Origin of the sequence: uncultured Eudoraea sp. (genome assembly GCF_947260015.1) — a bacterium.
In the GTDB taxonomy this organism is placed as follows: Bacteria; Bacteroidota; Bacteroidia; order Flavobacteriales; family Flavobacteriaceae; genus Eudoraea.
The window spans coordinates 1-24,948 of sequence record NZ_CAMYOM010000033.1; the positions used below are offsets into that span (position 1 = coordinate 1).

Genomic DNA, 24,948 nt, shown 5'->3' on the forward strand with positions numbered 1-24,948 from the left:
TATTTAATAAAGTGAAGGTCGCAAATGGCATTAACACAGGAGGATGGGGTGAATTGGAAGTTTACAGTCGATGGTCATCGGTTGATATGACTGATCAGAACATTGATGGAGGTGAAATGAATACTTTTTCAGTGGGCATAAATTGGTATCCTATTTCTGCTATTCAGGTCAATATAAACTACAGATATTCTACTCTCGACCGTTTTGGAGATGTTGGCTATAACAGCGGCTTGGTTTCACGCCTTGTGTTTATATTGGAATAATCGAAAAGTTTCGAATAAAAGAGTTAATAAAAAATTGGAAATCATAAAGAGTAGAAATAATATCAATATTTTCGGGCTACACAACCATTTAGTTTACAAAACGTTAATGGAGATGGCAAGTCTGGAGTTTTTGAGTAGTTTTGACCAAAAATAAAATACTATGAGACTACTTATCCCTAAAATACTTCTAGCTTTTTTAATCTTAGCTGCGCCATTGGTTTTTATATCCTGTGAACTAAAAGCCAGTTCAAAAGAAAATGCAATTGTCAACGCTGAAAGCCTGAAAAATAATCCTGAAACCGCAGAACCGAACCCCCTTTCCCCGGAGTTTAAGGAGTATTGGTATGCCGGAGAAGCTGAAATCACCTCTTATAAGCTCGAACAGGCAAGGTATGGAGAACTCAGAGAGGGACATGCAGTTTTAATTTTTGTTACGGAACCATTTTTGGCAGATAAACAAGTTAAGGCAGATAGAAGCAATTCTGAAAATATTCCGGTACTAAAATTTAACAGTACAAAAAAATACTTTACAGGCATTTACCCCTATTCTATTATGAGTAGTTCTTTTTATCCGGTTCAGGACAATCAACATGCTATAAAAATATCCTCATCTATTCAGGAATGGTGTGGACATGTGTATGCCCAATTGAATAACAGGGAGGATTTTGAGTACGAAGCGCACTCTTATTTTGAAGGTGAAGCAGATCAGGAATTTAAAATGGAAAAAAACATTTTGGAAAACGAGTTGTGGAACAAATTACGAATAAACCCTAATGGGCTTCCCCAGGGCGAGTTGGAAGTTATTCCTTCATTAGAATATATCAGGCTAACTCATAAAGAGATTAAAACATATAAAGCCAGTGCCACTCTTACAGTGAAAGATGGAATTAGTTCGTATACCTTAATCTATCCGGAATTAGAACGCACACTTACCATCAACTTCAGTACGGCTTTTCCCTATACAATAGAAAGTTGGTCTGATGAGTTTAAAAATGGTTTTGGAGCAAATGCCAAAACTCTAAAGTCTAAAGCAACAAAGATTAAAACAATTACTACCCCTTACTGGAGGCAAAATTCAAACGCAGATATTGTTCTGAGGGAAAGTTTAGGTTTATAGAACTTATGGAAGAATTTATTATAGATTATAAGAGTGAATTTTTAGCAACGGTTATCACTATAATAACGTTGTTTGTCTTAAAGTTTATTTTATCCAAAGCCATTCGTAAAGTAGGCAGCGTAAGCGACCTGAATAAAGCTCGCACCAGATTGATTATAAAATATGTCTCTTTTGGTCTTATCGTTATTGGGATTGTAATAATCATATTTATTTGGGGAGTTAATTTCAGAGAGCTTGGTATTATTTTTTCCTCCATCTTTGCGGTTATTGGGGTTGCTATATTTGCGCAATGGTCCATTTTAAGCAACGTTACGTCGGGTATTATTCTTTACTTCTCTTTTCCTTTTAAAATAGGTGATCGAATTAGAATAATGGACAAGGAAATAGAGTACGAGGGAAATTACATTATTGAGGACATAAGGGCATTTAATATTCATTTACGAAATGATAATTCAGAATTATTAACATATCCCAATAACCTTATGCTTCAAAAAGGAATTTTAATGGTGAATGTAACAGCAAATGAGAATCTTGATGAAAGTGAAGTATTATAAGTTGTTAAAGAAGTTTTAAATAATGTCGCAGCGCTTCTAATCTTTCTATATTTGACCACCACCTTATAAAAAAACTATGCGTTATTATCTGGTACTCTTTATTGGGCTATTTTTAGGTGTACAATCCGTTTTAGCCCAAGTACCAAAAAAAAGCAGTTCCTCAGACATTTTTCATTCCTTGCAGAAATTAAATTTTTTGGGCTCTGCCTTGTATATTGCAGCGCACCCGGATGATGAAAATACACGACTTATATCTTATCTTTCAAACGAAGTTAAAGCCCGAACCGGTTATTTATCTATCACTAGAGGTGATGGAGGTCAAAACCTTATAGGTTCGGAACTTAGAGAACTCCTTGGAGTATTAAGAACAGAAGAATTACTGGCGGCCAGGGAAGTTGACGGGGGAGAACAATTTTTCACCAGGGCAAATGATTTTGGCTATTCTAAACACCCGGTTGAAACTTTAAAAATATGGGATAAAAAGGCTGTTTTAGGTGATGTTGTCTGGGTCCTACGAAATTTCAAACCAGATGTTATTGTAAATCGATTTGATCACAGAACACCCGGTTCAACCCATGGACATCATACTTCTTCTGCAATGCTAAGTGTAGAAGCCTTTGATCTTGCTAATGATAAAAATGCGTATCCTGAACAATTGGATAAAGTAAGTCTTTGGCAGCCCAAAAGATCGTTCTTTAATGCATCATGGTGGTTCTACGGGAGTCCTGAAAATTTTGAAAAAGCAGATAAATCCAAGATGGTGAATTTAGATGTTGGGGTTTATTATCCCATGAGAGGGCTATCCAACAACGAAATTGCATCTATTGCAAGTAGTCAGCATCTAAGCCAGGGTTTTGGCAGATTGTCTGTCAGGGGTAGTCAGGATGAATATATAGAATTGTTGTCCGGGGACATGCCAAATGATACATCCAATATTTTTGAAGGGATTGATACAAGCTGGTCAAGAATAAAAGGAGGCGAGGCTATTGGCAAACTATTGGTTTCAGTAGAAGAGAATTTTGACTTTGTAAATCCTTCAAAACACCTTCCGGAATTGCTGGAGGCACATAAATTGCTTGTTAGTATTGAGGATGATCACTGGAGACATATTAAATTAAAAGAACTCCAAGATATTATTCTCACTGTTTGCGGACTTTATCTGGAAGCTTCATCTGCAGTGTCAAATGCAGTTCCCGGCAGTAGTGTAAAGATAAATATTGAGGTCCTAAACCGAAGTAATACTGATATTTTATTTAATTCTGTTACTCTTGCGTCGGAATCTTATAAGCAGGATAAAATACCCTTAGCTAATAATCAAAAAAAGAACCTTGAATTAGATCTTAAAATACCGGAAGATCAGCCTTATACCAGTCCGTATTGGCTGGCAGAAAAGGGAAGTCTGGGCATGTACAAAGTAAATGACCCGCAACTAATAGGAAGTCCTGAAACCATACGCCCATTTCACGCAAGCTTTGAATTGGAATTTAACGGGTATTCAATAAAAATAGAAAAACCGGTTATTCATAGATATTCAAAACCTGATAAAGGGGAACTTTATGAGCCCTTTGAAATTATACCGGAAGCTACTGCGAGATTTGGTGACAAGGTTTTGATATTTGCGGACAGAACTCCCAGAAAAATCCCGGTAACTATTACCGCTCATAAAAACGGACTTAAAGGAAATGTGCATTTGGGCCATAATAAAGGTTGGGTGGTAGATAAGGAATTTATAGAATTTGAAATTGCAAACAAGGATGATGAAAAGACAGTTGTTTTTACACTAACCCCTCCTGCAAAGGAAGACGAAAGTCTGATAACCCCCATTATCCACATTGATGGTAAAAAATTGGATAAAGAATTAATTGAGATTACCTACGACCATATTCCTACGCAAACAGTTTTAATTCGCTCCGAAGCCAAAGTTGTAAGACTGAACATTAAGAAAGTTGGCGAACAAATTGGGTATATAATGGGTGCCGGAGATGAGGTGCCCGAGAGCCTGGAACAGATAGGTTATACCGTTCATTTAATTGATCCCACAGCTATAGAATCGGGTAGTCTAAACAAATATGACGCGGTTGTTACAGGGATCAGGGCATATAACGTTATAGAAGCGCTTGAATTTAAACAACGTTTTTTACTGGAATATGTAGAGCAGGGAGGAAACCTTATAATACAATACAACACTGCAGGGCGCAGAGACGCCTCTTTTAAAGATCTGGCCCCCTACCCTCTTAAAATATCCAGAGACCGCATTACCAATGAGGATTCTGAAGTGAAGATTATTGCAAGTGATCATTCCGTTATTAATTTTCCCAATACCATTACAAATTTGGACTTTGAGGGTTGGGTTCAGGAGAGAGGGCTTTACTTTCCGGATGAATGGGATCCCAAATTCACACCTATTCTGCAAATGAATGACAAAGGAGAATCGCCAACCAATGGAGCACTTCTTGTAGCACCATATGGTAAGGGAAATTATATTTATACCGGAATAAGTTTTTTTAGAGAACTTCCTGCAGGGGTTTCCGGCGCCTATAAGTTATTTGCAAATATTCTATCTTTAGGAAAAGAACAAATAGATAACACTACAGATATTAAAGGCAAATGATGCTAGACAAACTTACCTGGAAAAAGGAATATACACTGGTGTTGATTCTCAATACGATATACATCCTTATTTTTTATTTTATCATGACCATTTACAGTTGAAATGGAAAAACTGGACTGGATTATACTTAGTGGAACCCTCTTGTTTATTGTAGTTTACGGGGTATGGAAAACAAGAGGTAATAAAAACGTCAACGACTACGTCCTGGGCGGAAATAAATCCAAATGGTGGACGATTGGTCTTTCTGTCATGGCTACACAGGCAAGTGCCATTACTTTTCTCTCCACACCCGGTCAGGCTTTTCACGATGGAATGGGTTTTGTTCAATTCTACTTTGGCCTTCCGATAGCCATGATAATTATTTGTATTGTATTTATTCCTCTGTATCACAAACTTAAAGTATATACAGCCTACGAATTTCTTGAACGAAGGTTTGATCTTAAAACCCGTACCCTTGCAGCCGTATTGTTTTTAATACAACGCGGCCTTGCAGCAGGAATTACAATTTTTGCTCCTTCCATAATCCTTTCTGCCGTCTTGGGGTGGGACTTAAAAACCTTGAATATTATTATTGGCTCCTTAGTTATCATTTATACCGTTTCCGGCGGTACAAACGCAGTAAGTGTTACCCAAAAACAGCAAATGTTTGTAATTATGACCGGGATGTTTATTGCTTTCTTTTTTATTCTGGGTTATTTGCCTGCAGATATCACATTTACCAAAGCCTTGAAAATTGCAGGAGCAAGTGATAAATTAAATATATTAGATTTCAGTTTCAATCCGAGGAGTAGATATACTTTCTGGAGTGGCATTACAGGAGGAATGTTTCTTATGCTGGCATATTTCGGAACAGATCAAAGTCAGGTTCAACGATATCTTTCCGGTAAATCCATCAGGGAAAGTCAGTTAGGTCTTATTTTTAATGGGATCTTAAAAATCCCTATGCAATTTTTTATTCTCCTGGTTGGGGTTATGGTTTTTGTGTTTTATCAGTACAATCCATCACCCTTAAATTTTAATCCTGCAGCTACGAATGCAATAATGCAAACTTCCTATGCAGAAGATTACAAATTATTAGAGGAAGGTCATAAAAATTTAGAGGTTGAAAAGAAAATGGCGCAGGAACAATTTTCTGCAGCATTGGATTTAAACGATCAGGCCACAACTACCGAAGCCAAAAATGAAATGCTCCTGATAATTGAAAAAGAAAAAAACAACAGGGAAGCGGCAAAGGCTATGATTAAAAAGGCAGATGATGTTGTTGAGACAAACGACAAGGATTATGTATTTATCCATTTTATCCTAAATTATCTCCCCAAAGGTTTAGTCGGTCTTTTATTAGCAGTTATTCTATCTGCAGCAATGTCTTCCACAGCCTCCGAATTAAATGCCCTTGGTACAATTTCCGCACTGGACCTCTATAAAAGAAATAAAAAGGATGAATACTCCCCGGAACATTATGTGAAGGTTTCCAAGTTATTTACCTTGCTTTGGGGTATCGTTGCTATTCTAATAGCCTGTGTGGCAAACCTCTTTGACAATCTAATTCAACTAGTCAATATTATTGGGTCTATTTTTTATGGAAACATATTGGGCATGTTTTTACTAGCCTTCTTTTTCCGGTTTGTAAAAGGGAATGCTGTTTTTATTGCCGCTATTATCACGCAGGTGGTTGTGGTACTTGTTTGGTATTTAGATTGGATGGGGTATTTGTGGTTAAATGCTATTGGATGTGCACTGGTAATTCTACTGGCATTAGTACTTGAATCATTTGACAGGCTTCATAAGACTCCTCCCATTAAAACCTAATAAAATCTGACATCCGGAGATAGTACATTTAATAAATGATACTTGTTCTTATATGAAATAAAAAACCCCAACCAATTAAGGTAAGGGTTTTAGATAATATCAATTTTGAAAGAATTACAATGCTCCCCACTCTTTAAGTGAATCTTTATTCATCTTTACATAATCTGCATTGCCGGCTGTCTCTGCTCCGGCCATTGACTTCTTAGCCGCTTCAATAGCGCCTTTTGTATCGCCCATTTTAGCGTAAATCAGGGATTGTCTCCTAGCCATCCAGTACGCTTTATCATTCATTGATACGGCTTTATCAATCCATTCTTTTGCTTTGGACAGGTCTTTTCCTTCCTCAAAATAAAAAGAAGCGGCTGAAAAATAATCATTAGCCGAAGGACCATTCATTACACTTTCAATACTCTCAATCGCCTTTGCCACGGTAGGTACCTCAAAGGAGACTCCTACATAGGCCTTTTCCCACATCATCCCAAGAGTAGCCCCATTATTGTGTAGGTCATCAATACTCATAGTAAAGGATTCTACATCCGACGGCATAGTATATACTTCAACGTTGGTCTTGGCAGCTACTTTTGAATCATCCCAATTTTCAGGAGTTCCCCAGTTATTAGTATCGGAATAGAAAATTACTTCCCAGGAAGTTAATCCCGGTTTTGTAAAAATAGCATAGCTACCAGCCTTTACATTTTGGCCGGCAATAGTAACATCATCACTAAAAGTTACCATCGAATTTTTGTTGGCTCCGGTTCTCCATAATTTATCATAAGGAACAAGATCACCAAAAATGGTTCTACCACGCATAGAAGGTCTGGAATACTCTACGGTTACATCAGTCAATCCAACCGTTTGCATAATCTTCGCAGCCGGACTAGCGGCTGGTGTTGTTATCTGTCCGTTCATAGAAATAGATCCCATTACGACGCAGATCAATAGTGTTAGTTTTTTCATTATTTACCAGATTTTATAGTTAGAACAAATCTAAATATAATGGTGTATTCCTCTTGTTAACAATTCCTTAAATAATGCTTAAAGAAAGGATCATTCCAATATAAACGGTTTAGATATTGTTATGCCTTGCAGATAAAAAGTTAAGTAATATACGGCACTGCCCAATCCGCTAAGATCTATGCTGTTATTTTCAATTAAATTCCCATTGGTATGTCTAACTCTTTTTCCCGTAATATCGAATATAGCTCGTCCAAACAATGGGGCGCTTGAATTAAGATCGTACTGAAGTTCATTTGATCCAAAGGTTCTGTAAATAACCAATTCATTTTCCACTTTCACCGAATCTATCGGAATTTCTATTGGTGGTTCTTCAGGTTCCTGAAGGGCATCGTTGGTTTCAAAAGTATATAGTTGGGAAGCAAGAGTTATGGGAGGTACATTATTTTGAAAACGTTCCGAAGAAATATAATACGTATTTGAATCTGAATAGGTGATTCCCTCAACCTGTGAAAACCCAATTCCCAAATCCGACTTTTCTTCAGTCCCGTTAAATGAAAAATTTGTAGAAAGTTCGTCCATCCGAACAATAAACGGCTGTAATTGAGGTGAATAACCCAATAACATCAGGACATTTGAGAAAATATTATATGTTGCTCCTGTAACTAAACCAGAGACATCATAAAAACCCAGCCTTTTTGCTGAATAAGATCCAGGAATTTTAGGAATGGAATATGCGACCGTTCCATTTGTCTGCCATTGTTTAGTAAATATGAGTAACTGGTCATTAAAGTCAACCATGGCTTCTGCATCCCAGTCAGAATTCTGCATCCCTGAAAAATCCGTTTGATCTTCGTAGGAAAAGTCTATTCTTTCAGCACTTATTGTATTTGAAAGGTCATAATCAGATTTAGTTACTCTATAAATGACAAGATCTTGCCTGTTTCCAGTGTTATTTCCAAAATCGCCGATATAAATATAGGATTCGTCCTGAGCTATATCTTCCCAATCTATATTCGTAGCATTGTCTATAGTAATTGTCCGGATGATCTGCGAACTTAGAGTATCTATTTCATACATTCGAGGAGAATTTCCCGAATCATTATGAGTGATGATTTTGTTGTTGTAATAAACAAGCCCTGAGGATTCCAGAACATCGTCGGGTAATGTCCCCACAAGGGTGGCGCTCACCTGGGCATTTAAGAAAACGACAGGAAGGATAAAAATTAAAATATATAATTTGGAAATCATGACATTTGGCTTCAGAAATATACAAAAATCCTACTTTGGACCATAAATTTCCCGATCATAAGACGTATTACCCCATTGTATGGGTTTACCCCAACTAAATACAAGAAGATAAAACAGGCTAACATTTACTATTTGTTTAACATATTTAATTTTTTATTAAACAATATTGCACTTAATTTTGTTAAAAACCTTTTAATGCAATTATATCAACTACATTCCAGACAATGTTTACCGATTTCACAGGATGAGGCCTGGTCTTTTTTATCAAATCCGGAAAATCTAAAGGTTATCACACCGGAACACATGGGTTTTCATATTCTAAATGGCGCAGACAAGGATATGTTTCCGGGTCAGATTATTCAATATGAAGTTTCTCCGTTTGCCGGAATAACAACAAAATGGGTTACCGAAATTACCCATGTAAAGGAAGGTCAATACTTCGTAGATGAACAAAGGTTTGGACCTTATGCGTTATGGCATCACAAGCATTTTATAAAACCTATTTCTGGTGGAGTAGAAATGGAAGATATCATTGACTATAAGCTGCCTTTTGGAGTTTTGGGTCAATTAGCACATCCTTTACTCGTTAAAAAACAACTGAAAAAAATATTCGCATACCGCGAAATGAAACTTGAGGAAATTTACGGGAATATGAAGGGTACCTCTAATATGTTAAGTATAAAATCAATTTAATTATGAAGAAAAATCTATTGTTAATCGGAGGATCTTACGGTATTGGTTTATCCATTGTAAAGCAGTTGCAGGAAACCCATACCATTTATGTAGCATCTAGAAGTGCGGAGGGTTTGAAGGATCTGAACGTAGAACATATTCAATTTGACGCATTAACCGACTCATTGAATACCGCACAATTGCCTGAGGAACTTCACGGATTTGTATATTGCCCCGGGAGTATTAATCTAAAACCGCTGAAAATGCTGAGCATGGCTAATTTTGAGGATGATATGCAACTTAATTTTTTTAGCATGGTAAAGGTTGTTAAAGACATTATCGACAGGATGGCAGACAACTCAAGTATGGTTTTCTTTAGTACAGTGGCCGTAAGTACAGGAATGCCATTTCATACAAGCGTATCTGCTGCAAAGGGCGCTATAGAAGGTTTTGTAAAATCTCTTGCCGCAGAATATGCGCCTAAAGTGCGAACAAATGTCATTGCACCATCACTTGTAGATACCCCGCTGGCAAGGCGCTTATTAAACAATGACCGAAAGAAAGAAAGTATGGCAGAACGCCATCCTCTCAAACGAGTAGGAAATCCTGAGGATATTGCCAATATTGCAGCTTTTTTACTAAGTGATAAAAGCGGTTGGATAACCGGTCAGGTTTTAGGTGTAGATGGAGGTTTGTCTACCCTCAATATTAACTAAATGCTGAAAAAAGTAGATATTTTTTGGTTTCGCAGAGACTTAAGGCTGGATGATAACGCAGGGCTTTACAATGCCCTGAAAGGAAGTCATCCGGTACTGCCTGTATTTATTTTTGATACTGAAATACTTCATTCCCTACCGGAAAATGACGCCCGGGTGACTTTTATTTACGATTCTTTACAGGAATTGAGAGAGAAACTGAAAACGCATTACCAAAGTTCCATTGGTGTCTATGCAGGCAATCCATTAGATATTTTTAAAACCCTTATTAATGAATATAACATTCAAAGTGTATATACTAACAGGGACTATGAACCCTATGCTCAAAAAAGGGATAGTGAGATTGCAACAGAATTAAAATTATCTGATATCGAATTTAAAACCTTTAAAGATCAGGTAGTTTTTGAGGAGAATCAGGTTGTAAAGGATAATGGTGAACCCTATGTGGTTTATACGCCCTATATGCGCAAGTGGAAACAAAAATTTAAAACAGATGAACCAGCAATGGTTTATGATTCGGGGTCATTTTTAAACAAGATGATCAAGAAAACTGATTTACCTAATTTGACATTAGCAGAGATAGGGTTTAAAAGATCTGATACCAAGGTTCCGGCTTATAAAATTTCAGCATCATTACTTAATTCATATGAAAAAACCAGAAACTTTCCGGCTATTGAGCACGGCACCTCCAAATTAGGGCCTCATTTGCGATTTGGAACTGTTTCTATACGACAGGTAGTATTAAAAGCCCTAAATGCCGAGAATGAAACATTTTTAAATGAATTGATTTGGCGTGAGTTTTTTATGCAAATTCTATGGCATTTTCCCCATACTGTCCATAAAGCCTTTAAACCAAAATACGACAGAATTCCATGGCGAAATAATGAAGAAGAATTTGAAAAATGGAAAAATGGGGAAACAGGATACCCCTTGGTTGATGCCGGGATGAGGGAACTTAATTCTACAGGATTTATGCATAATCGGGTACGAATGCTGGTGGCAAGTTTTCTTTGTAAGCATTTATTAATAGATTGGCGTTGGGGAGAGGCTTACTTTGCTTCAAAACTTTTAGACTTCGAACTTAGCAGCAACATTGGAAACTGGCAATGGGCTGCAGGGAGTGGTGTAGATGCCGCGCCGTATTTCAGGATCTTCAATCCCCTTACACAAGTGGAAAAATTTGATCAACAAAAAGAATATATCAATAAGTGGGTTCCCGAACTGCAGGAATTGACTTATCCCCAAATGATGGTAGATCATAAAATGGCCCGTGAACGCTGCCTAAAAATATACAAAGAAGCACTCAGCTAAATTCTTTAAAAGCCATTGGTGAAAGGGTTAGTGACTTTTTATGATTGTTAAAGACATTACCCGGCAAAAAACAGTATTTTTATTGCACTGACGATTAATCCTAATGCAATTGCTAAAAATATGAAAAAATTATTCTTGGGATTATTGCTTATTCTAAGCTATCTGGGCTCAGCTCAGAAAATCAGCAACAACAAAAAAGCAATTATCCAATCAATAGAAATACACAATGCAGAATTAATAGCTATTAGCGATTCTATTTGGGCCCTTGCCGAAACGGCATTTAATGAAAATCAATCTTCTGTGATTTTAGCTGACTATGCAGAAAAGAATGGTTTTTCCGTTGAGCGTGGCGTTTCCGGAATGCCCACTGCTTTTATAGCAACTTACGGCTCCGGCAAACCGGTAATAAGCATTTTAGGTGAATATGACGCCCTCCCGGGAATTTCTCAAAAGGCACAACCCACAAAGGAAGCTTTAAATGAAGGAGCGGCCGGACATGGTTGTGGTCATAATTTATTTGGAACAGCCAGTCTTGGTGCTGCAGTGGCCGTAAAAGAACTCATAGAACAGGGTAAACTTAAAGGGACCATTAAATTTTTTGGCACCCCGGCAGAAGAAAAATATTTTGGAAAGGTTTGGATGGTACGGGATGGCTTGTGGGATGATGTTGATGTTAACTTAAGCTGGCATCCTGGGGACAATACCGAAGCCGATGCTCAAAGCACACTGGCTCTTGTTGACTTTAAAGTTGAATTTTTTGGCCAGGCTGCGCATGCATCTGCCGATCCCTGGAATGGGAGAAGCGCTTCTGATGCGCTGGAGTTATATACAACAGGAATTAATTACTACAGAGAACACATTAAACCAACGGTACGGATTCATTACCATATTCAAGATGGTGGACAAGTAGTTAATGTAGTACCCGATTACTCTAAACTTTGGGTCCGTGTAAGGGACACAAAGCGAAGCGGAGTAGTGCCTGTATACGAAAGGGTTCAAAAAATGGCCGAAGGTGCGGCAGTAATGGCGAATGTAGATTATAAAATTTCCCTGATTTCCGGAATATATGAGGTTTTGGTGAACAGATCGGGTGAGGAGATTATGCAAAAGAACTTAGAAGTTTTGGGTGATATTACATATACAGAAGAAGAACAGGCCTTTGGTAAAAAGATTCAGGAGGTAACAAAAAAACCTCGGATAGGGATGGACAGCAAAATTAACCCACTTAAAGAAACAGAAGAAAACCCCGGCGGAGGATCAACAGACGTGGGCGATGTAAGTTGGAATGTTCCTAACATAAATTTAAGTGTAACTGCAGCGCCCAAAGATATCCCCTGGCATTCCTGGGCGGTAGTTGCGTGTGGTGGAATGAGTATTGGTCATAAAGGGATGACCTACGCTGCTAAAGCTTTAAGCATGACCGCTGTAGATCTTTTTGAGGATCAAAAATTAATTCAAAAAGTTAAGAATGAGTATTATGATCGGAAGGATGGTGAGGTCTATGAAGCAAATATCCCACCCGGCCCTCCACCAGTGGAAGACAACTAATAATAAAGAATAACTAATAAATTATGGCAGAAAGAGAAATAATTAAAGAATATTCAAAGGGTGATCTCACTGTAGTATGGAAACCAAGAAAGTGCATACATTCAGCTATTTGTGTAACTACCCTGCCTAAAGTTTATGATCCGGACAAAAAACCCTGGATTGAACCTGAAAATGCATCTATTGATGAATTAAAATCACAAATTAAAAAATGTCCTTCCGGGGCGCTAACTTATATTATGAAAGGAGAAACAAAAAATTCAGAAGAAGGAAATAACAATACTCGAGTGGAAGTAATGGCTAATGGTCCGCTTTTGGTACATGGGTCTTTAGAAGTTAAGGATACCAGTGGTAAGACTGAAGGTAAAAGCGGGGTAACTGCATTATGCAGATGTGGTGCATCAGCTAATAAACCCTATTGTGACGGAGCACATAAGAAAATAAACTTTGTGGGGTAAAATATCTGTTGTGCATTCATAATTATAGTAAATAGATTTGGTTGTTATTGTCTTAACTAATCTCTGAATATTATGAATAATATATTTAATAAAACGCTTGTAATTCTATTTATAATGGGTTCGGGGCAAAGTTTTGGACAATCATCCCAGCTTAAATCAATGCTGGAAATTTATTCACTGGGAAGCGGGGAACGAAAAGTCATATATGAAGAAAAGGCACACTTTGAAGCTCCCAACTGGAGTCCGGATGGGAACTATTTAATTGTGAATCAAAATGGCCTTTTATACAAAATAAAGACAGATGGAAGCCATAAGGAGCAAATAGATACAGGAACTGCTGTTAAATGCAATAATGATCACGGAATTTCTCCGGATGGCAAAATGCTGGCCATTAGTAATAATGATCCAATAGAAGGAGTGCAATCCGGTACTTCAAGGATCTATACATTGCCTCTTGAAGGAGGCACACCTCAACTTGTGACATTAGAATATCCATCCTACTGGCACGGATGGTCTCCCGAGAGTGATGCCGTTGTATATACCGCAAGTCGCAATAATAACTTTGATATCTATAGAATTTCAATTCAGGGAGGTGCAGAGGAACGCCTCACCAACAGTCCGGGACTGGATGATGGCCCTGAATATTCCCCGGATGGTAAATACATTTATTACAATTCAATGCATTCCGGAAAAATGGAGATTTGGAGAATGAAATCTGATGGCAACGAAAAAGAACAATTAACTAATGATGCCTATTCAAATTGGTTTGCGCATCCTTCACCGGATGGGAACTATTTTGTTTTTATATCCTATCTGGAAGTTCAGGGAGACCGGCATCCTGCTATGAAGGCTGTTTCTTTGCGTCTTTATGATTTAAATACCAATGAAATTAAAAATCTCTGCATGTTTATAGGCGGCCAGGGAACAATTAATGTCCCATCCTGGTCACCCGATAGCAAGCACTTTGCTTTTGTATCCTATGATAATCAATAATGCACTATTAATAAGTGTATATAAAATAATATTCCTGTGAAAAAATTGATCCTCTTATTATCCATATGCTTTTTATCCTATTCATACGCCCAGGATTTTGATTTTCAATTCGACCATTATTCTATTGTAGTTACAGATCTCAAAAAGACCGGAGACTTCTATGCTGACATATTGAAATTAAAAGAAATTCCCCATCCATCGGCATCAGAAGGGTTTAGATGGTTTAGTATTCATGGCAATTCTCAACTTCACCTTATAGGTAAAGACTCCGTGATACGTCAAAATAATAAAAGTATCCACCTCTGCCTGGCAACCAACAACCTGGATGGACTCATTTCGTTTCTGGAAGAAAAAAATATTCCCTATTGGGATTGGCCCGGGAAAGAGAATGCCGTTACAAACCGTGCAGATGGAGTACGTCAGATTTATATCAAAGACCCTGAAGAGAACTGGGTTGAAATTAATACAGCAATCCACAATTAACGACTAATCTAATACTTTGTTTTTAAAACCCGCAACCGATTTAAAAAATTTACAAGACATCAAAAAATAATAATATGAGTAACCCTATTAAACGTATTTTTCCTTTAGGATTCCCATGGGAAACACAAGACCCGTTTTTGTTCTGTGTTTATCATTTAGATCATTACCCAAAGGGCAATAGTGCAATGGAACCCGATGTTTCCCTTGAAGGGCGTAACCTCGGTAACGACTTTACCATAAAAGACGGTTGGAGAATGTATCACGGACATACTATTCCTGGGTTTCCCTCTCATCCGCACAGGGGATTTGAAACCGTTACTATTGTAAATAAAGGATTTTGTGATCATTCAGACTCATTAGGAGCAGCCGGCAGATTTGGGCAGGGTGATGTACAATGGATGACTGCGGGCAGGGGTGTTCAGCATTCTGAAATGTTCCCTTTGCTGAATACAGATCAGGATAATCCCTTAGAATTATTTCAAATTTGGATCAACTTACCTAAAGCAGATAAATTTGTTGAACCTCATTTTAAGATGCTCTGGCATGAGGACATCCCCCTTGTTAAGATAAATAATACTACTGTAAAAATAATTGCCGGAAACTATACAGGTACAGCTGCACCAGAACCAGCACCTAATTCGTGGGCAGCAAATTCAGATAATGAGGTAACCATTTGGAATATTCATATGGATGAAAACGAGACCTTTAATTTACCTCCCGCTTCTGCTAATTTAAATCGTACCCTTTATTATTATGAAGGCGATGAAGTAAAGATTGGTGAGCAGCTTATAAAACCCAATCATGCTGTGGAGCTACATTCAGATGCTGAAATTACTATTGAAAATGGGGATAAGAAATCACACTTTCTATTATTGCAGGGAAAACCTATAAATGAACCGGTTGCCAAATATGGCCCCTTTGTTATGAATACTCAGTCGGAAATTCAACAAGCTATGGAGGAATACAGGCTTACGCAATTTGGCGGCTGGCCCTGGCCATATGCAGATAACGTTCACCCAAGGGAAAAAGGAAGATTTGCCAAGTATCCAAACGGGGATGTTGTAGAGCGTTGATTTTATTGTGATTATTTAAAGTGTTTTGGTGATTTGCTCTTTTTGCTTTAACAGAGACTCTTTTTAGCCTACCGAAAACCCTGGAGCTAATAATCCTGTTGCTTTATTGGGATTACGCTTAAGGTATGACGCAACAAAAGGACATAAGGGAGCCATTTTAAATCCATTTTTCTCAATAAATTCAAGCGTTTTAGAAACAATAATTGCTCCAAGGCCATTTCCTTCTAATGAGCGGGGTACTTCTGTATGGGTGAGGTAAATAATATTATTCTTGGCCTGAATATATTCTATGAATGCAGTTTCGTTTTCTATGTGTAATTCAAATCTTTTCTTTTGACCCGAATCATTGTTAATCAACGGTAGTTTTTCCCAAACTGTATTTTTCATTTTTAAGACTTTAACAATAGTATGTTTCTATGGGAAAAGTTGAGTACTAACTCTTTTTCTTAAATCCTTTCAATCTTTGCGCCAATAGCCCTTAAACGATTGTCAATATCCTCATAACCCCTGTCTATCTGCTCAATATTATGAATGATTGATGTTCCTTTTGCACATAGAGCGGCAATTAAAAGGGATACTCCTGCCCTAATATCGGGGGATACCATCGTTGTAGACTTTAAGGTGGATTTAAAATCGTGACCAATTACAGTAGCCCTGTGTGGATCACAAAGAATAATTTTTGCCCCCATATCTATTAATTTATCTACAAAGAACAAACGGCTTTCAAACATTTTCTGATGGATGAGCACTTCGCCCTTGGCCTGTGTTGAAATAACCAGGATAATACTTAACAGATCCGGGGTGAGACCGGGCCAGGGTGCATCTGAGATTGTTAAAATAGAACCATCAATATAGTTGTGAATTTTATAGCCCTCTTTATGTTCAGGAATGTAAATGTCGTCTCCTCTTTTTTCTAAAGAAATACCCAGTTTCCTGAAAACTGACGGGATCTGTCCAAGGTCGTCCCAGCTGACATTCTTGATGGTTAATTCGCTTTTGGTCATAGCTGCCAGGCCTATCCAACTCCCTATTTCGATCATGTCAGGTAGCATAGTATGCGTTGTGCCTTGTAATTTTGAGACCCCCTCAATTACCAATAAATTAGACCCAATACCGGAAATTTTTGCTCCCATCCGGTTTAGCATCTTGCACAATTGTTGCAGATAAGGCTCACATGCTGCATTGTAAATAGTTGTTTGCCCTTCTGCCAAAACAGCTGCCATAACAATGTTAGCGGTACCTGTAACCGATGCCTCATCTAAAAGCATATAGGTGCCTTTTAGTTTTTTGGCCTCTACCCCATAAAAATGCTCCTCTTTATTATATCGGAATTTAGCACCCAGCTGTATAAACCCTTCAAAATGGGTATCTAATCTGCGTCTGCCTATCTTATCACCTCCCGGTTTAGGAATGTAACCCTTGCCAAATCTGGCTAATAAAGGGCCTACCAGCATAATAGAACCTCTTAATCCCCGTCCATCAGATTTAAATTGTTCAGATTGCAGATAGGACAGATTAATGTCATCGGCTTTAAAGGAATAAGATCCTTTGCCCTTTTTCTGAATTTTTACTCCCAGGTCTTCTAGTAAGGAGATTAGCTTGTTGACATCAACAATATCTGGAATGTTGTTAATGACTACCTCATCCGAGGTGAGCAAAACCGCACAAAGAATTTGTAATGCTTCATTTTTAGCGCCTTGTGGGGTTATTTCCCCATGAAGTTTATGGCCGCCCTCAATTTTGAATGTTCCCATTTAAGGAAGAAAAATTTAATACCGTTTTTTACCTCTATTAGTATTTCGATGACTCTTTTTTGAGGAACTGGTTCTATTGGATTTTGTAATCCGTGATTTAAGAAACTGTCCACTATCTGTAAGGCTAACGCCATCAGTAGCTAAATCTATTTTTCCATCACTAAGTTCAAAGAGGTGCTTAAAAATTGCTTTATCCTCAACAGTATCCTTGTTCCAATTAAGGTAACACTTCTTCATGTGATTAGCTATAGCGTATTCCAATCCGGCACGCATATCGCCTTCATCCCATCCTATAGCTACATCTATCATTCGCTTAATATTATTCCCATAAAAGCGATATTTAGGATGGTTTTGTGGGTATTCCAATGCATCAGGTCTTGCTTGCAGGACTTCCTTTGGAGTTATGGGAAAAGGTGAATCAGCTTCCAACTTAAAGTCGGACATTATAAATAGTTGATCCCAAAGTTTATGCTGAAAATCGGGTACATCCCTCAAATGAGGTTGAAGGTTACCCATGACACTAATAATTGCCTTCGCTACTTTATTTCTCTCTTCATCGTCTTTTATGGAAACGGCATGATCTACCATTTTCTGAAAATGGCGACCGTATTCTGGAATAATGAGCTTTTCGCGCTCAGTATTGTACTCTAGGTTTTCTACTGGATTCAAATTTCTATATAATTCTGATTAAAAATATGTAAAGGAAGTATCTCTATAACGGATGCAAATTAGGAAAATTATCCCAGTTATCCCAGTTTATAAAGATATTACGCCCTCAACCAGGCCAACTTCTTTATATTTTTCTATAACCTTATCAGGATTTGCAAGATTTACGGTTATTGAAAGACTGGTATATTTCCCCTTGCTGGATTGTTTAGATTCAATAACTGCTCCCGTATTGTCAAATATTTGTTCTATTTGTCTAATCTTATCCCGATCTGTGGGAACAATAAATTTATACAAGTAATCCGCAGGCCAGCTATTACTTCTAAGTAATTCTTCTTTGAGTCTAAGGTAAAATTCATCTGATTTCTCAGTATCCATTTATTTTTTTTACAAATATAAAGCTTCGTAATCAATTTTTTATGCTTGCCCGCATTGATTACTTTTGTACTTGTAAAATATAGCTTTTGAAATCTAAAAAAGTAGTTATTACGGGAGGACCAAGTACAGGAAAAACGGTCATTATACAACAACTTGAAGCTTGTGGTTATACCTGTTTTCACGAGATTGTAAGAAGTATGACTCTTGAGGCAAAAAAAAAGGGTAATCCTGAATCATTTGTTTCCAATCCACTTGCTTTTGTCAAAGAACCTTTTGAATTTAATCGAAGAATCCTTAGCGGCAGGAAGGAACAATATAGAAAGTCATTTAATATCAATAATCCCTATGTCTTTTTTGATCGGGGTATTCCAGATGTTTTAGCCTATATGGACTATTTTGACCAAAGTTACACCCGGGATTTTGAAGACGCTTGCAAAAACAACAGATATGATAAAATTGTAATTCTGCCACCTTGGGAAAAGATTTATATATCGGACAATGAAAGATTAGAAAGCTTTGAGGAAGCCATTGAAATACATGACCACTTAAAACGGACTTATATGAGATATGATTATGAACCGGTTCTTATCCCAACTGGTACCGTGGAAGAGCGTATTTCTTTTATATTAAACGAGTTGAAGGAAGATTAGCGATGAGGGATCCACAAGAAATCTTAAAAAAATATTGGGATTATGACGACTTTAAAGGATCTCAGAAGGCTATTATAGATGCTGTTTTATATGGTAAAGATGTGCTTGCACTTTTACCTACAGGTGGAGGTAAATCTTTATGTTATCAAATTCCGGCTATGGCCAGGGAAGGATTATGCGTTGTAGTCTCGCCATTAATTGCCCTTATTCAAAATCAGGTTCAACAATTAAAGGATATAGGTATAAAATCCGTTGCCTTAACAGGAGGAATTTCCAAAGAAGAATTAAATAATTTATTAGACAACTGTATTTATGGAAATTACAAATTCTTATATCTGTCACCTGAACGATTGCAACAGGAAATAGTAAAAGACAGGATTGCCCAAATGGAGATCAATCTTATTGCGATAGATGAAGCACATTGTATATCTCAATGGGGGAATGATTTTCGCCCGGCCTATTTAAATTGTTCTCTTTTGCGGGATATAAAACCATTAGTTCCTGTAATTGCACTTACGGCTACGGCCACCTCAAAAGTTGCCCGGGATATAACCGAAAATCTTCGGTTCAGAGAACATCAAATTTTCAAAGATTCGTTTAGCAGGAAAAATATATATTTTGGGGTTATTTGGGAAGAAGATAAACAAAGACGTTTATATGAGTTATGTAAGAATACAGACCAAAGCGGCATTATATATGTGCGTAGCAGAAGGATGGCGCAAATAATCGCTGCTTTTTTAAACAAAAAAAACATTTCTGCTACTTTCTATCACGGAGGTATCCCAAAAGAGGAAAAGGAAAAGAAACTAAATTTATGGCTCGATAATAAAGTAAGAATAATGGTGGCCACGAATGCTTTTGGAATGGGAATAGACAAGGCCGATGTTTCTTTGGTTATTCATTATCAAATCCCGGAAAGCCTGGAGAATTATTATCAGGAAGCTGGCAGAGCTGGCAGAAATAGTCTCCCGGCTAAAGCTATAATGATAACCAATAAAGACGATGAATTACAACTAAAAAACCAATTTTTAAAGGTATTACCCAATGTCAAATTTTTGAAATTACTTTATAATAAACTCAATAATTATTTTCAAATACCATACGGAACTCTGCCTGATGAAATTTTTCAGTTTCGATTTGAAGAATTCTGTCACCTTTATAAGCTTAATTCACCTATGACATATAATGGGCTAAGTATTCTTGATCAGAATTCGGTTATATCCTTATCACAAAGTTTTTCCCGTAAAACAACTGTACAATTTTTATTTACTAAAAACAATCTTTTAGACTATATGGAAAGACATCAGAGTATAGCACCATTTGTGCAAACCATTTTAAGGACTTATGGAGGGATTTTTGATTTTGAAACCAAGATAAATACACTGCTAATTTCCAAAAAAACTTCACTTTCAGAAGAAAAAACATTAAATAATCTGGCACAACTAGATAAAGATAAAGTCATTAGTCTAAAAGCAAGTAATAGAGATCTGGAGCTCGTTTTCCTGGTGCCAAGGGAAGATGATCTGACAATTAATAATTTTTCCAAAAAAGTAGAAATGCAGTTGCAAACAAAGATTAATAAAGTGGATAGTATGCTTGGTTATATAAAAAATGACACCTTGTGTAGAAATCGCCAATTACTATCGTATTTCGGCGAAAAGACCAGTCAGCCTTGTAATAATTGTGATGTTTGTAATAACCCAAAGAAACTTGACCGTACAAGCTTTCTCGACATAAAAAGTGACATTATTGAATTACTTGAATCGAAACAAAGTAGTTCAAGAGCCATTATCCTGGAATTACCGCAAAATGAACTCTTGATATTAAAAACACTTCAAATGTTACTTGAAGACGGCAAAATTAATATTAATTCAAAAAATGAATATAGTCTGCAAAAATGAGAAACTTGAGAATAGTATTTATGGGTACCCCGGAATTTGCTGTCGCCACCTTAGATAAGCTGATCCAAAAGGAGTATCAGGTAGTAGGAGTAATTACGGCACCAGACAAACCCGCAGGAAGAGGAAGAAAAATACATGAATCTTCCGTTAAACAATATGCAAAAAAAGCTGGACTGCATATTATGCAACCGACTAATTTAAAGGATGAGGAATTTCTGAATCATTTAAGATCATTAAAAGCTAACCTCCAAATTGTGGTAGCATTTAGAATGTTGCCAAAACAAGTATGGTCCATGCCCAAATATGGCACATTTAATCTTCATGCTTCATTATTACCTGACTATAGAGGGGCAGCTCCTATAAACTGGGCAATTATTAATGGGGAAAAGAAAACAGGTGTTACTACATTTTTTATCGATGAGAAAATAGATACCGGAGAGCTTATTCTGCAGGAAACAACCGAGATTGGGCCAGAAGATACTGCGGGAGATCTACACGACAGCTTAATGATCCTGGGAGCGGAATTAGTTTTAAAGACGGTATCTCTTATTGAAAATAACCAGGTTGTAACACAAAAACAACCACTAGAGAGCACATTTAAAACCGCAGATAAGATCAATAAAGAAACCTGCAAAATAAATTGGGAAGAAGCAGCGGAGAACATATACAATCATATTAGAGGATTAAGTCCATTCCCTGCAGCCTGGACCAATTTAAACAATGATGACGAATTAATTGTAATTAAAATATACAAAGCTAAATGGCGAAAGGAAGAGCATAATTTTAAACCCGGAAGTGTTCTCTTCACTAAAAAGGAGTTAAAGGTAGCTTCCTCCGGAGGTTATGTTTACCTAACGGAATTACAGTTACCGGGTAAACGGAAGATGGCTGTTATTGATGTTTTAAATGGACTTAAAATCAAAGAATCAGCCTTTATGACCTAAAGTCCCATTAACATTGGGCTGGGAGAATCAACCAAAAAGCCCAACTTTATCAACAAACGTTTTAAGTTATCAACAAAATCGTTGATTTACCCCAGTTTTACTTGTCTTAACCGCAAATCCGTATAAATTTGTTCAAGCTTAAAATTATTTAACAACAATTAATTTAATTAAATTATGAACAAAACAGAATTAATTGATGCCATGGCAGCTAGCGCAGGCATCACTAAAGCAGCAGCAAAAAAGGCATTAGAATCATTCTTGGGGAACGTAGAAGGATCTCTTAAGAAAGGGAATAGAGTTTCTCTTGTGGGTTTTGGATCTTGGTCTGTATCTAGAAGAAATGCCAGAGAAGGCAGAAACCCTTCAACTGGAAAGACAATACAAATTGCGGCAAAGAATGTAGTTAAGTTTAAAGCAGGTTCTGATTTAAGCAGCTCTGTAAACTAGTCCATCCTTTTAAAATATATGAAAGCGCCCCAAAACCGGGGCGCTTTTTTAATTTATAGCGATTTTTGTTATTTACAAGATTTATCTTATTTTTAAAAGCATTATAAGAGCTATGATAAGTTTAAAACCCAAAAAAGGGAAATTGCTAATTGCAGAACCTACACTAACAGGAGATGTTTCTTTCAACAGATCTGTCGTTCTTTTGGCGGAGCACAATGATGAAGGATCGGTAGGGTTTATTCTTAACAAGCCATTGGATTATGATATAAGCGACCTGATTGAGGAAATAAATGTTCCGTTTCAGGTATTCAACGGAGGCCCTGTAGAACAAGACAATCTTTATTTTATCCATAAGGTGCCGCACTTAATTGATAATAGTATTGAAATATCAGATGGAATTTTTTGGGGTGGTGATTTTGAAAAAACGATAGCACTCATCAATCAAAAGATTATTAGCGATACAGACATACGATTTTTTCTCGGGTATTCGGGATGGTCATCGCTGCAGCTTGTTCAGGAATTGGATACAAAATCCTGGATCGTAGTAAAGAACGAATATGAGAGCAATATCATTCAAAAATCTACAATAGCTTTCTGGAAAGAAAAAATGGTGGAACTTGGTGGCGATTATTTATTGTGGTCCAATGCCCCCGAAAATCCTAGTCTTAATTAAACCTGGCGGCGGCATTTAGCTTACCCAAAAGCTCTTTAGCCACTTTATTTTCAAAAATTTTCTTACGATATTTTGTTATTGGTTGAATTCCCATAACACTGTTTGTAATGAATAGTTCATCGGCCTGCTGAAGTTCAAATGGGGAAATGGAATTTTCCTGACATTCATAAGTGTCAATTTTATTGATAATCTCCAATACTTTTTTTCTTATAGTTCCCTTGATACAACCATCTTCTAATGGAGGTGTTTTTAATACTTTATCCTTTACCAGAAAAATATTCCCGTTGAGTGCCTCCACTACCGACTTGGAATCATTTAACAGCAAACAATTATCGTAGCCATTTTCTTTTGCATAAATACTTCCTACTACATTTAGGACCCTGTTGGTAGTTTTAAGATTTGAAAGCATGTTTTTACTTATTGTAAAATCCTTAAAGAGTTCTACCTCATAATTAGCTTCATTTAATATATAATAGGCATCCGCTAAAAATTCCGTGCCGATTAGATAAGACACCTCATTGCTTTTTGGTAAATAAAAGCCCCCATTTTTCCTGAAGACCGTAATCCTAATTCGGGCAGAATTATTCTTTTCCCCTTCCGCTAACACCTTTAATATTTGTTCTTCTAAAAACTCCATGGTAAAAGACATAGGTATTTCCATTCTTAAAATACGCATAGATGACATAAGCCTTAAATAATGATCTTCCCAAAAAATAAGCCTTCCATTTACCACCCTAATGGTTTCAAAAAGAGCATCACCATAAAGGAACCCCCTATTATTTGCATGAAGATAGAATGAGTTTTTATCTACAAGTTGTCCATCGTAATTGACCATAAAAAAAGCCTTGAAAAATCAAGGCCTAATATACTGCTAAAATTATTTTTATTATTACTTGGAACCCAATATTTGTTTTAGACTGGATACCTGATTTGTCCATAGCATTTTTGCTTCATCAACTTCATCCTCTTCGGCAAAATCAGTTATAAAAAGAGAGACATCCTTGGTAATTTCATCTACAATAATGCGCATCTCAAAAAAACTATCATCATCATCATTTTCTGACCATTTAAACTTTATAAACTCGTCACTTTTCTTTTTTAATAGTTTAGCTTCCTCTTCAGAGCCGTCCCAAATAAAGTTGAATATCTCGCCACGGGAATTCACATCATCTGCAAACCATTCAGACAGTCCCGATGGTGTTGACAGATATTGGTATAACAACTGGGGAGAAGACTGTATCACATACTCAATTTCATATTTAATTGTATCACTCATTCCACAACATATTTAAGTTGGACAATATATATATTTATATATGATAAAAAAATAAAACGGACATATTAATTTTGATGAATGAATTTTGACCAACAAGAAATTAACCTTTATATTTGCAGCCATTTTAAAACATTCGGCGAGGTAGCTCAGGTGGTTAGAGCGCAGGATTCATAACCCTGAGGTCGGGAGTTCAAGTCTCCCTCTCGCTACTTAAAAATCCCCTTATTGTTTGATAAGGGGATATTAGCTTTATGGATTATAGTAATTACTTTTCCAAGTACTTCAATATGTTTTTCTCAATACGTTCTTGAATGTTTGAGATATCTGCCTTTACAAATGGTTCTCCTGTGATATTTTCGTAAAGTTCAATATATCGTTCAGAAACCTGGGCAATATAATCGTCGCTCATTTCCGGGACAGTTTGCCCCTCCAGCCCCTGAAAACCATTA

General features: G+C 36.9%; 26 protein-coding genes, 1 tRNA gene and 1 pseudogene. 19 read left to right on the forward strand and 9 right to left on the reverse strand.

Annotation, left to right across the window (positions count from 1 at the left end):
* The 5 genes from Q0X66_RS12655 to Q0X66_RS12675 form a co-directional block, all read left to right on the forward strand.
* Window positions 1–263 (forward strand): porin (locus tag Q0X66_RS12655; RefSeq protein ID WP_297706936.1); only part of this gene is annotated, 263 nt, incomplete at its 5' end.
* A 160-nt stretch (window positions 264–423) separates the two neighbouring features.
* On the forward strand, window positions 424–1,380 hold the full coding sequence (locus Q0X66_RS12660) for a septum formation inhibitor Maf (protein WP_297706938.1): 957 nt from the start codon (window positions 424–426) through the stop codon (window positions 1,378–1,380).
* Window positions 1,381–1,385: 5 nt separating this feature from the next.
* On the forward strand, window positions 1,386–1,934 hold the full coding sequence (locus tag Q0X66_RS12665) for a mechanosensitive ion channel domain-containing protein (protein WP_297706940.1): 549 nt from the start codon (window positions 1,386–1,388) through the stop codon (window positions 1,932–1,934).
* A gap of 76 nt (window positions 1,935–2,010) precedes the next feature.
* Entirely contained in the window at window positions 2,011–4,545 is a 2,535-nt protein-coding gene (locus Q0X66_RS12670) for a PIG-L family deacetylase (RefSeq protein ID WP_297706943.1), read from the forward strand.
* Between the two features lie 102 nt (window positions 4,546–4,647).
* Window positions 4,648–6,354 (forward strand): sodium:solute symporter, encoded by a 1,707-nt coding sequence (locus tag Q0X66_RS12675; RefSeq protein WP_297706945.1) that lies wholly within the window; start codon window positions 4,648–4,650, stop codon window positions 6,352–6,354.
* Between the two features lie 114 nt (window positions 6,355–6,468).
* On the opposite strand, the gene Q0X66_RS12680 is transcribed toward Q0X66_RS12675, so the two are convergent.
* Together Q0X66_RS12680 and Q0X66_RS12685 are read right to left on the reverse strand one after the other, a co-directional pair.
* Window positions 6,469–7,311: a DUF2911 domain-containing protein gene (locus Q0X66_RS12680; RefSeq protein WP_297706947.1), complete on the reverse strand. Its 843-nt coding sequence runs from the start codon at window positions 7,309–7,311 to the stop codon at window positions 6,469–6,471.
* Between the two features lie 90 nt (window positions 7,312–7,401).
* Window positions 7,402–8,559 carry a hypothetical protein gene (locus Q0X66_RS12685; protein WP_297706950.1) on the reverse strand — a complete coding sequence of 386 codons (1,158 nt, stop codon included), beginning with the start codon at window positions 8,557–8,559 and terminating at the stop codon, window positions 7,402–7,404.
* Window positions 8,560–8,754: 195 nt separating this feature from the next.
* On the opposite strand from Q0X66_RS12685, the gene Q0X66_RS12690 reads away from it, so the two are divergent.
* The 8 genes from Q0X66_RS12690 to Q0X66_RS12725 all read left to right on the forward strand — a co-directional run bounded on the left by Q0X66_RS12690 (window position 8,755) and on the right by Q0X66_RS12725 (window position 15,810).
* A complete protein-coding gene (locus Q0X66_RS12690; RefSeq protein ID WP_297706952.1) occupies window positions 8,755–9,252 on the forward strand; it encodes an SRPBCC family protein in 498 nt (165 codons plus the stop codon).
* Between the two features lie 2 nt (window positions 9,253–9,254).
* On the forward strand, window positions 9,255–9,947 hold the full coding sequence (locus Q0X66_RS12695; RefSeq protein ID WP_297706954.1) for an SDR family oxidoreductase: 693 nt from the start codon (window positions 9,255–9,257) through the stop codon (window positions 9,945–9,947).
* A complete protein-coding gene (locus Q0X66_RS12700) occupies window positions 9,948–11,258 on the forward strand; it encodes a deoxyribodipyrimidine photo-lyase (protein WP_297706956.1) in 1,311 nt (436 codons plus the stop codon). It begins immediately after the preceding gene.
* A 120-nt stretch (window positions 11,259–11,378) separates the two neighbouring features.
* The gene (locus Q0X66_RS12705) at window positions 11,379–12,806 is read left to right on the forward strand and encodes an amidohydrolase (protein WP_297706958.1); all 1,428 of its coding nucleotides are present in this window, start codon (window positions 11,379–11,381) and stop codon (window positions 12,804–12,806) included.
* Between the two features lie 23 nt (window positions 12,807–12,829).
* Complete coding sequence (locus Q0X66_RS12710; protein WP_297706960.1) at window positions 12,830–13,261, forward strand: (4Fe-4S)-binding protein; 432 nt, start codon at window positions 12,830–12,832, stop codon at window positions 13,259–13,261.
* Window positions 13,262–13,333: 72 nt separating this feature from the next.
* On the forward strand, window positions 13,334–14,254 hold the full coding sequence (locus Q0X66_RS12715; protein WP_297706962.1) for a DUF5050 domain-containing protein: 921 nt from the start codon (window positions 13,334–13,336) through the stop codon (window positions 14,252–14,254).
* Window positions 14,255–14,290: 36 nt separating this feature from the next.
* Window positions 14,291–14,737, forward strand: coding sequence for a VOC family protein (locus Q0X66_RS12720; protein ID WP_297706964.1), 447 nt, complete (start codon window positions 14,291–14,293; stop codon window positions 14,735–14,737).
* A 74-nt stretch (window positions 14,738–14,811) separates the two neighbouring features.
* Window positions 14,812–15,810 (forward strand): pirin family protein, encoded by a 999-nt coding sequence (locus Q0X66_RS12725; protein WP_297706966.1) that lies wholly within the window; start codon window positions 14,812–14,814, stop codon window positions 15,808–15,810.
* A 63-nt stretch (window positions 15,811–15,873) separates the two neighbouring features.
* Here Q0X66_RS12725 and Q0X66_RS12730 read toward each other — a convergent pair whose 3' ends face one another.
* The 4 genes from Q0X66_RS12730 to Q0X66_RS12745 form a co-directional block, all read right to left on the reverse strand.
* Window positions 15,874–16,197, reverse strand: a complete 324-nt coding sequence (locus tag Q0X66_RS12730) for a GNAT family N-acetyltransferase (protein WP_297706968.1) — start codon at window positions 16,195–16,197, stop codon at window positions 15,874–15,876.
* A 59-nt stretch (window positions 16,198–16,256) separates the two neighbouring features.
* Window positions 16,257–17,564, reverse strand: coding sequence for a UDP-N-acetylglucosamine 1-carboxyvinyltransferase (gene murA / locus Q0X66_RS12735; protein WP_297706971.1), 1,308 nt, complete (start codon window positions 17,562–17,564; stop codon window positions 16,257–16,259).
* 15 nt (window positions 17,565–17,579) lie between these two features.
* The gene (locus Q0X66_RS12740; RefSeq protein WP_297706973.1) at window positions 17,580–18,233 is read right to left on the reverse strand and encodes a DUF4290 domain-containing protein; all 654 of its coding nucleotides are present in this window, start codon (window positions 18,231–18,233) and stop codon (window positions 17,580–17,582) included.
* An 87-nt stretch (window positions 18,234–18,320) separates the two neighbouring features.
* Window positions 18,321–18,608 carry a DUF493 family protein gene (locus Q0X66_RS12745; protein ID WP_297706975.1) on the reverse strand — a complete coding sequence of 96 codons (288 nt, stop codon included), beginning with the start codon at window positions 18,606–18,608 and terminating at the stop codon, window positions 18,321–18,323.
* A gap of 86 nt (window positions 18,609–18,694) precedes the next feature.
* On the opposite strand from Q0X66_RS12745, the gene Q0X66_RS12750 reads away from it, so the two are divergent.
* The 5 genes from Q0X66_RS12750 (at window position 18,695) to Q0X66_RS12770 (ending at window position 23,223) form a co-directional block, all read left to right on the forward strand.
* The gene (locus Q0X66_RS12750) at window positions 18,695–19,258 is read left to right on the forward strand and encodes an ATP-binding protein (RefSeq protein ID WP_297706977.1); all 564 of its coding nucleotides are present in this window, start codon (window positions 18,695–18,697) and stop codon (window positions 19,256–19,258) included.
* 2 nt (window positions 19,259–19,260) lie between these two features.
* Window positions 19,261–21,159 carry an ATP-dependent DNA helicase RecQ gene (locus Q0X66_RS12755; protein ID WP_297706979.1) on the forward strand — a complete coding sequence of 633 codons (1,899 nt, stop codon included), beginning with the start codon at window positions 19,261–19,263 and terminating at the stop codon, window positions 21,157–21,159.
* Window positions 21,156–22,103, forward strand: a complete 948-nt coding sequence (fmt, locus tag Q0X66_RS12760; protein ID WP_297706981.1) for a methionyl-tRNA formyltransferase — start codon at window positions 21,156–21,158, stop codon at window positions 22,101–22,103. The genes Q0X66_RS12755 and fmt overlap by 4 nt, the downstream gene beginning before the upstream one ends.
* Window positions 22,104–22,277: 174 nt before the next feature.
* Window positions 22,278–22,550: an HU family DNA-binding protein gene (locus Q0X66_RS12765; RefSeq protein ID WP_297706983.1), complete on the forward strand. Its 273-nt coding sequence runs from the start codon at window positions 22,278–22,280 to the stop codon at window positions 22,548–22,550.
* A 112-nt stretch (window positions 22,551–22,662) separates the two neighbouring features.
* Window positions 22,663–23,223 carry a YqgE/AlgH family protein gene (locus tag Q0X66_RS12770; RefSeq protein ID WP_297706985.1) on the forward strand — a complete coding sequence of 187 codons (561 nt, stop codon included), beginning with the start codon at window positions 22,663–22,665 and terminating at the stop codon, window positions 23,221–23,223.
* Here Q0X66_RS12770 and Q0X66_RS12775 read toward each other — a convergent pair.
* Both Q0X66_RS12775 and Q0X66_RS12780 read right to left on the reverse strand, forming a co-directional pair.
* Complete coding sequence (locus Q0X66_RS12775) at window positions 23,216–24,058, reverse strand: aminotransferase class IV (RefSeq protein WP_297706987.1); 843 nt, start codon at window positions 24,056–24,058, stop codon at window positions 23,216–23,218. The genes Q0X66_RS12770 and Q0X66_RS12775 overlap by 8 nt on opposite strands.
* Before the next feature lie 54 nt (window positions 24,059–24,112).
* On the reverse strand, window positions 24,113–24,499 hold the full coding sequence (locus Q0X66_RS12780; RefSeq protein WP_297706989.1) for an START-like domain-containing protein: 387 nt from the start codon (window positions 24,497–24,499) through the stop codon (window positions 24,113–24,115).
* A gap of 135 nt (window positions 24,500–24,634) precedes the next feature.
* Here Q0X66_RS12780 and Q0X66_RS12785 point away from each other — a divergent pair.
* Window positions 24,635–24,708, forward strand: a tRNA-Met gene (locus tag Q0X66_RS12785).
* A 56-nt stretch (window positions 24,709–24,764) separates the two neighbouring features.
* Here Q0X66_RS12785 and Q0X66_RS12790 read toward each other — a convergent pair.
* Window positions 24,765–24,948, reverse strand: a pseudogene (locus Q0X66_RS12790) (phosphoribosylaminoimidazolesuccinocarboxamide synthase); the annotation flags it as partial.

Excerpts from the sequence above, each read along its gene's own strand:
- Q0X66_RS12745 (WP_297706975.1), bottom strand. The coding sequence starts at position 18,608 with ATGGATACTGAGAAATCAGATGAATTTTACCTTAGACTCAAAGAAGAA.
- Q0X66_RS12725 (WP_297706966.1), top strand. The coding sequence starts at position 14,812 with ATGAGTAACCCTATTAAACGTATTTTTCCTTTAGGATTCCCATGGGAA.
- Q0X66_RS12755 (WP_297706979.1), top strand. The coding sequence starts at position 19,261 with ATGAGGGATCCACAAGAAATCTTAAAAAAATATTGGGATTATGACGAC.
- Q0X66_RS12710 (WP_297706960.1), top strand. The coding sequence starts at position 12,830 with ATGGCAGAAAGAGAAATAATTAAAGAATATTCAAAGGGTGATCTCACT.
- Q0X66_RS12705 (WP_297706958.1), top strand. The coding sequence starts at position 11,379 with ATGAAAAAATTATTCTTGGGATTATTGCTTATTCTAAGCTATCTGGGC.
- Q0X66_RS12670 (WP_297706943.1), top strand. The coding sequence starts at position 2,011 with ATGCGTTATTATCTGGTACTCTTTATTGGGCTATTTTTAGGTGTACAA.
- Q0X66_RS12690 (WP_297706952.1), top strand. The coding sequence starts at position 8,755 with ATGCAATTATATCAACTACATTCCAGACAATGTTTACCGATTTCACAG.
- fmt (WP_297706981.1), top strand. The coding sequence starts at position 21,156 with ATGAGAAACTTGAGAATAGTATTTATGGGTACCCCGGAATTTGCTGTC.
- Q0X66_RS12770 (WP_297706985.1), top strand. The coding sequence starts at position 22,663 with ATGATAAGTTTAAAACCCAAAAAAGGGAAATTGCTAATTGCAGAACCT.
- Q0X66_RS12715 (WP_297706962.1), top strand. The coding sequence starts at position 13,334 with ATGAATAATATATTTAATAAAACGCTTGTAATTCTATTTATAATGGGT.
- Q0X66_RS12675 (WP_297706945.1), top strand. The coding sequence starts at position 4,648 with ATGGAAAAACTGGACTGGATTATACTTAGTGGAACCCTCTTGTTTATT.
- Q0X66_RS12700 (WP_297706956.1), top strand. The coding sequence starts at position 9,948 with ATGCTGAAAAAAGTAGATATTTTTTGGTTTCGCAGAGACTTAAGGCTG.
- Q0X66_RS12665 (WP_297706940.1), top strand. The coding sequence starts at position 1,386 with ATGGAAGAATTTATTATAGATTATAAGAGTGAATTTTTAGCAACGGTT.
- murA (WP_297706971.1), bottom strand. The coding sequence starts at position 17,564 with ATGGGAACATTCAAAATTGAGGGCGGCCATAAACTTCATGGGGAAATA.
- Q0X66_RS12660 (WP_297706938.1), top strand. The coding sequence starts at position 424 with ATGAGACTACTTATCCCTAAAATACTTCTAGCTTTTTTAATCTTAGCT.
- Q0X66_RS12680 (WP_297706947.1), bottom strand. The coding sequence starts at position 7,311 with ATGAAAAAACTAACACTATTGATCTGCGTCGTAATGGGATCTATTTCT.
- Q0X66_RS12730 (WP_297706968.1), bottom strand. The coding sequence starts at position 16,197 with ATGAAAAATACAGTTTGGGAAAAACTACCGTTGATTAACAATGATTCG.
- Q0X66_RS12765 (WP_297706983.1), top strand. The coding sequence starts at position 22,278 with ATGAACAAAACAGAATTAATTGATGCCATGGCAGCTAGCGCAGGCATC.
- Q0X66_RS12780 (WP_297706989.1), bottom strand. The coding sequence starts at position 24,499 with ATGAGTGATACAATTAAATATGAAATTGAGTATGTGATACAGTCTTCT.
- Q0X66_RS12685 (WP_297706950.1), bottom strand. The coding sequence starts at position 8,559 with ATGATTTCCAAATTATATATTTTAATTTTTATCCTTCCTGTCGTTTTC.
- Q0X66_RS12775 (WP_297706987.1), bottom strand. The coding sequence starts at position 24,058 with ATGGTCAATTACGATGGACAACTTGTAGATAAAAACTCATTCTATCTT.
- Q0X66_RS12695 (WP_297706954.1), top strand. The coding sequence starts at position 9,255 with ATGAAGAAAAATCTATTGTTAATCGGAGGATCTTACGGTATTGGTTTA.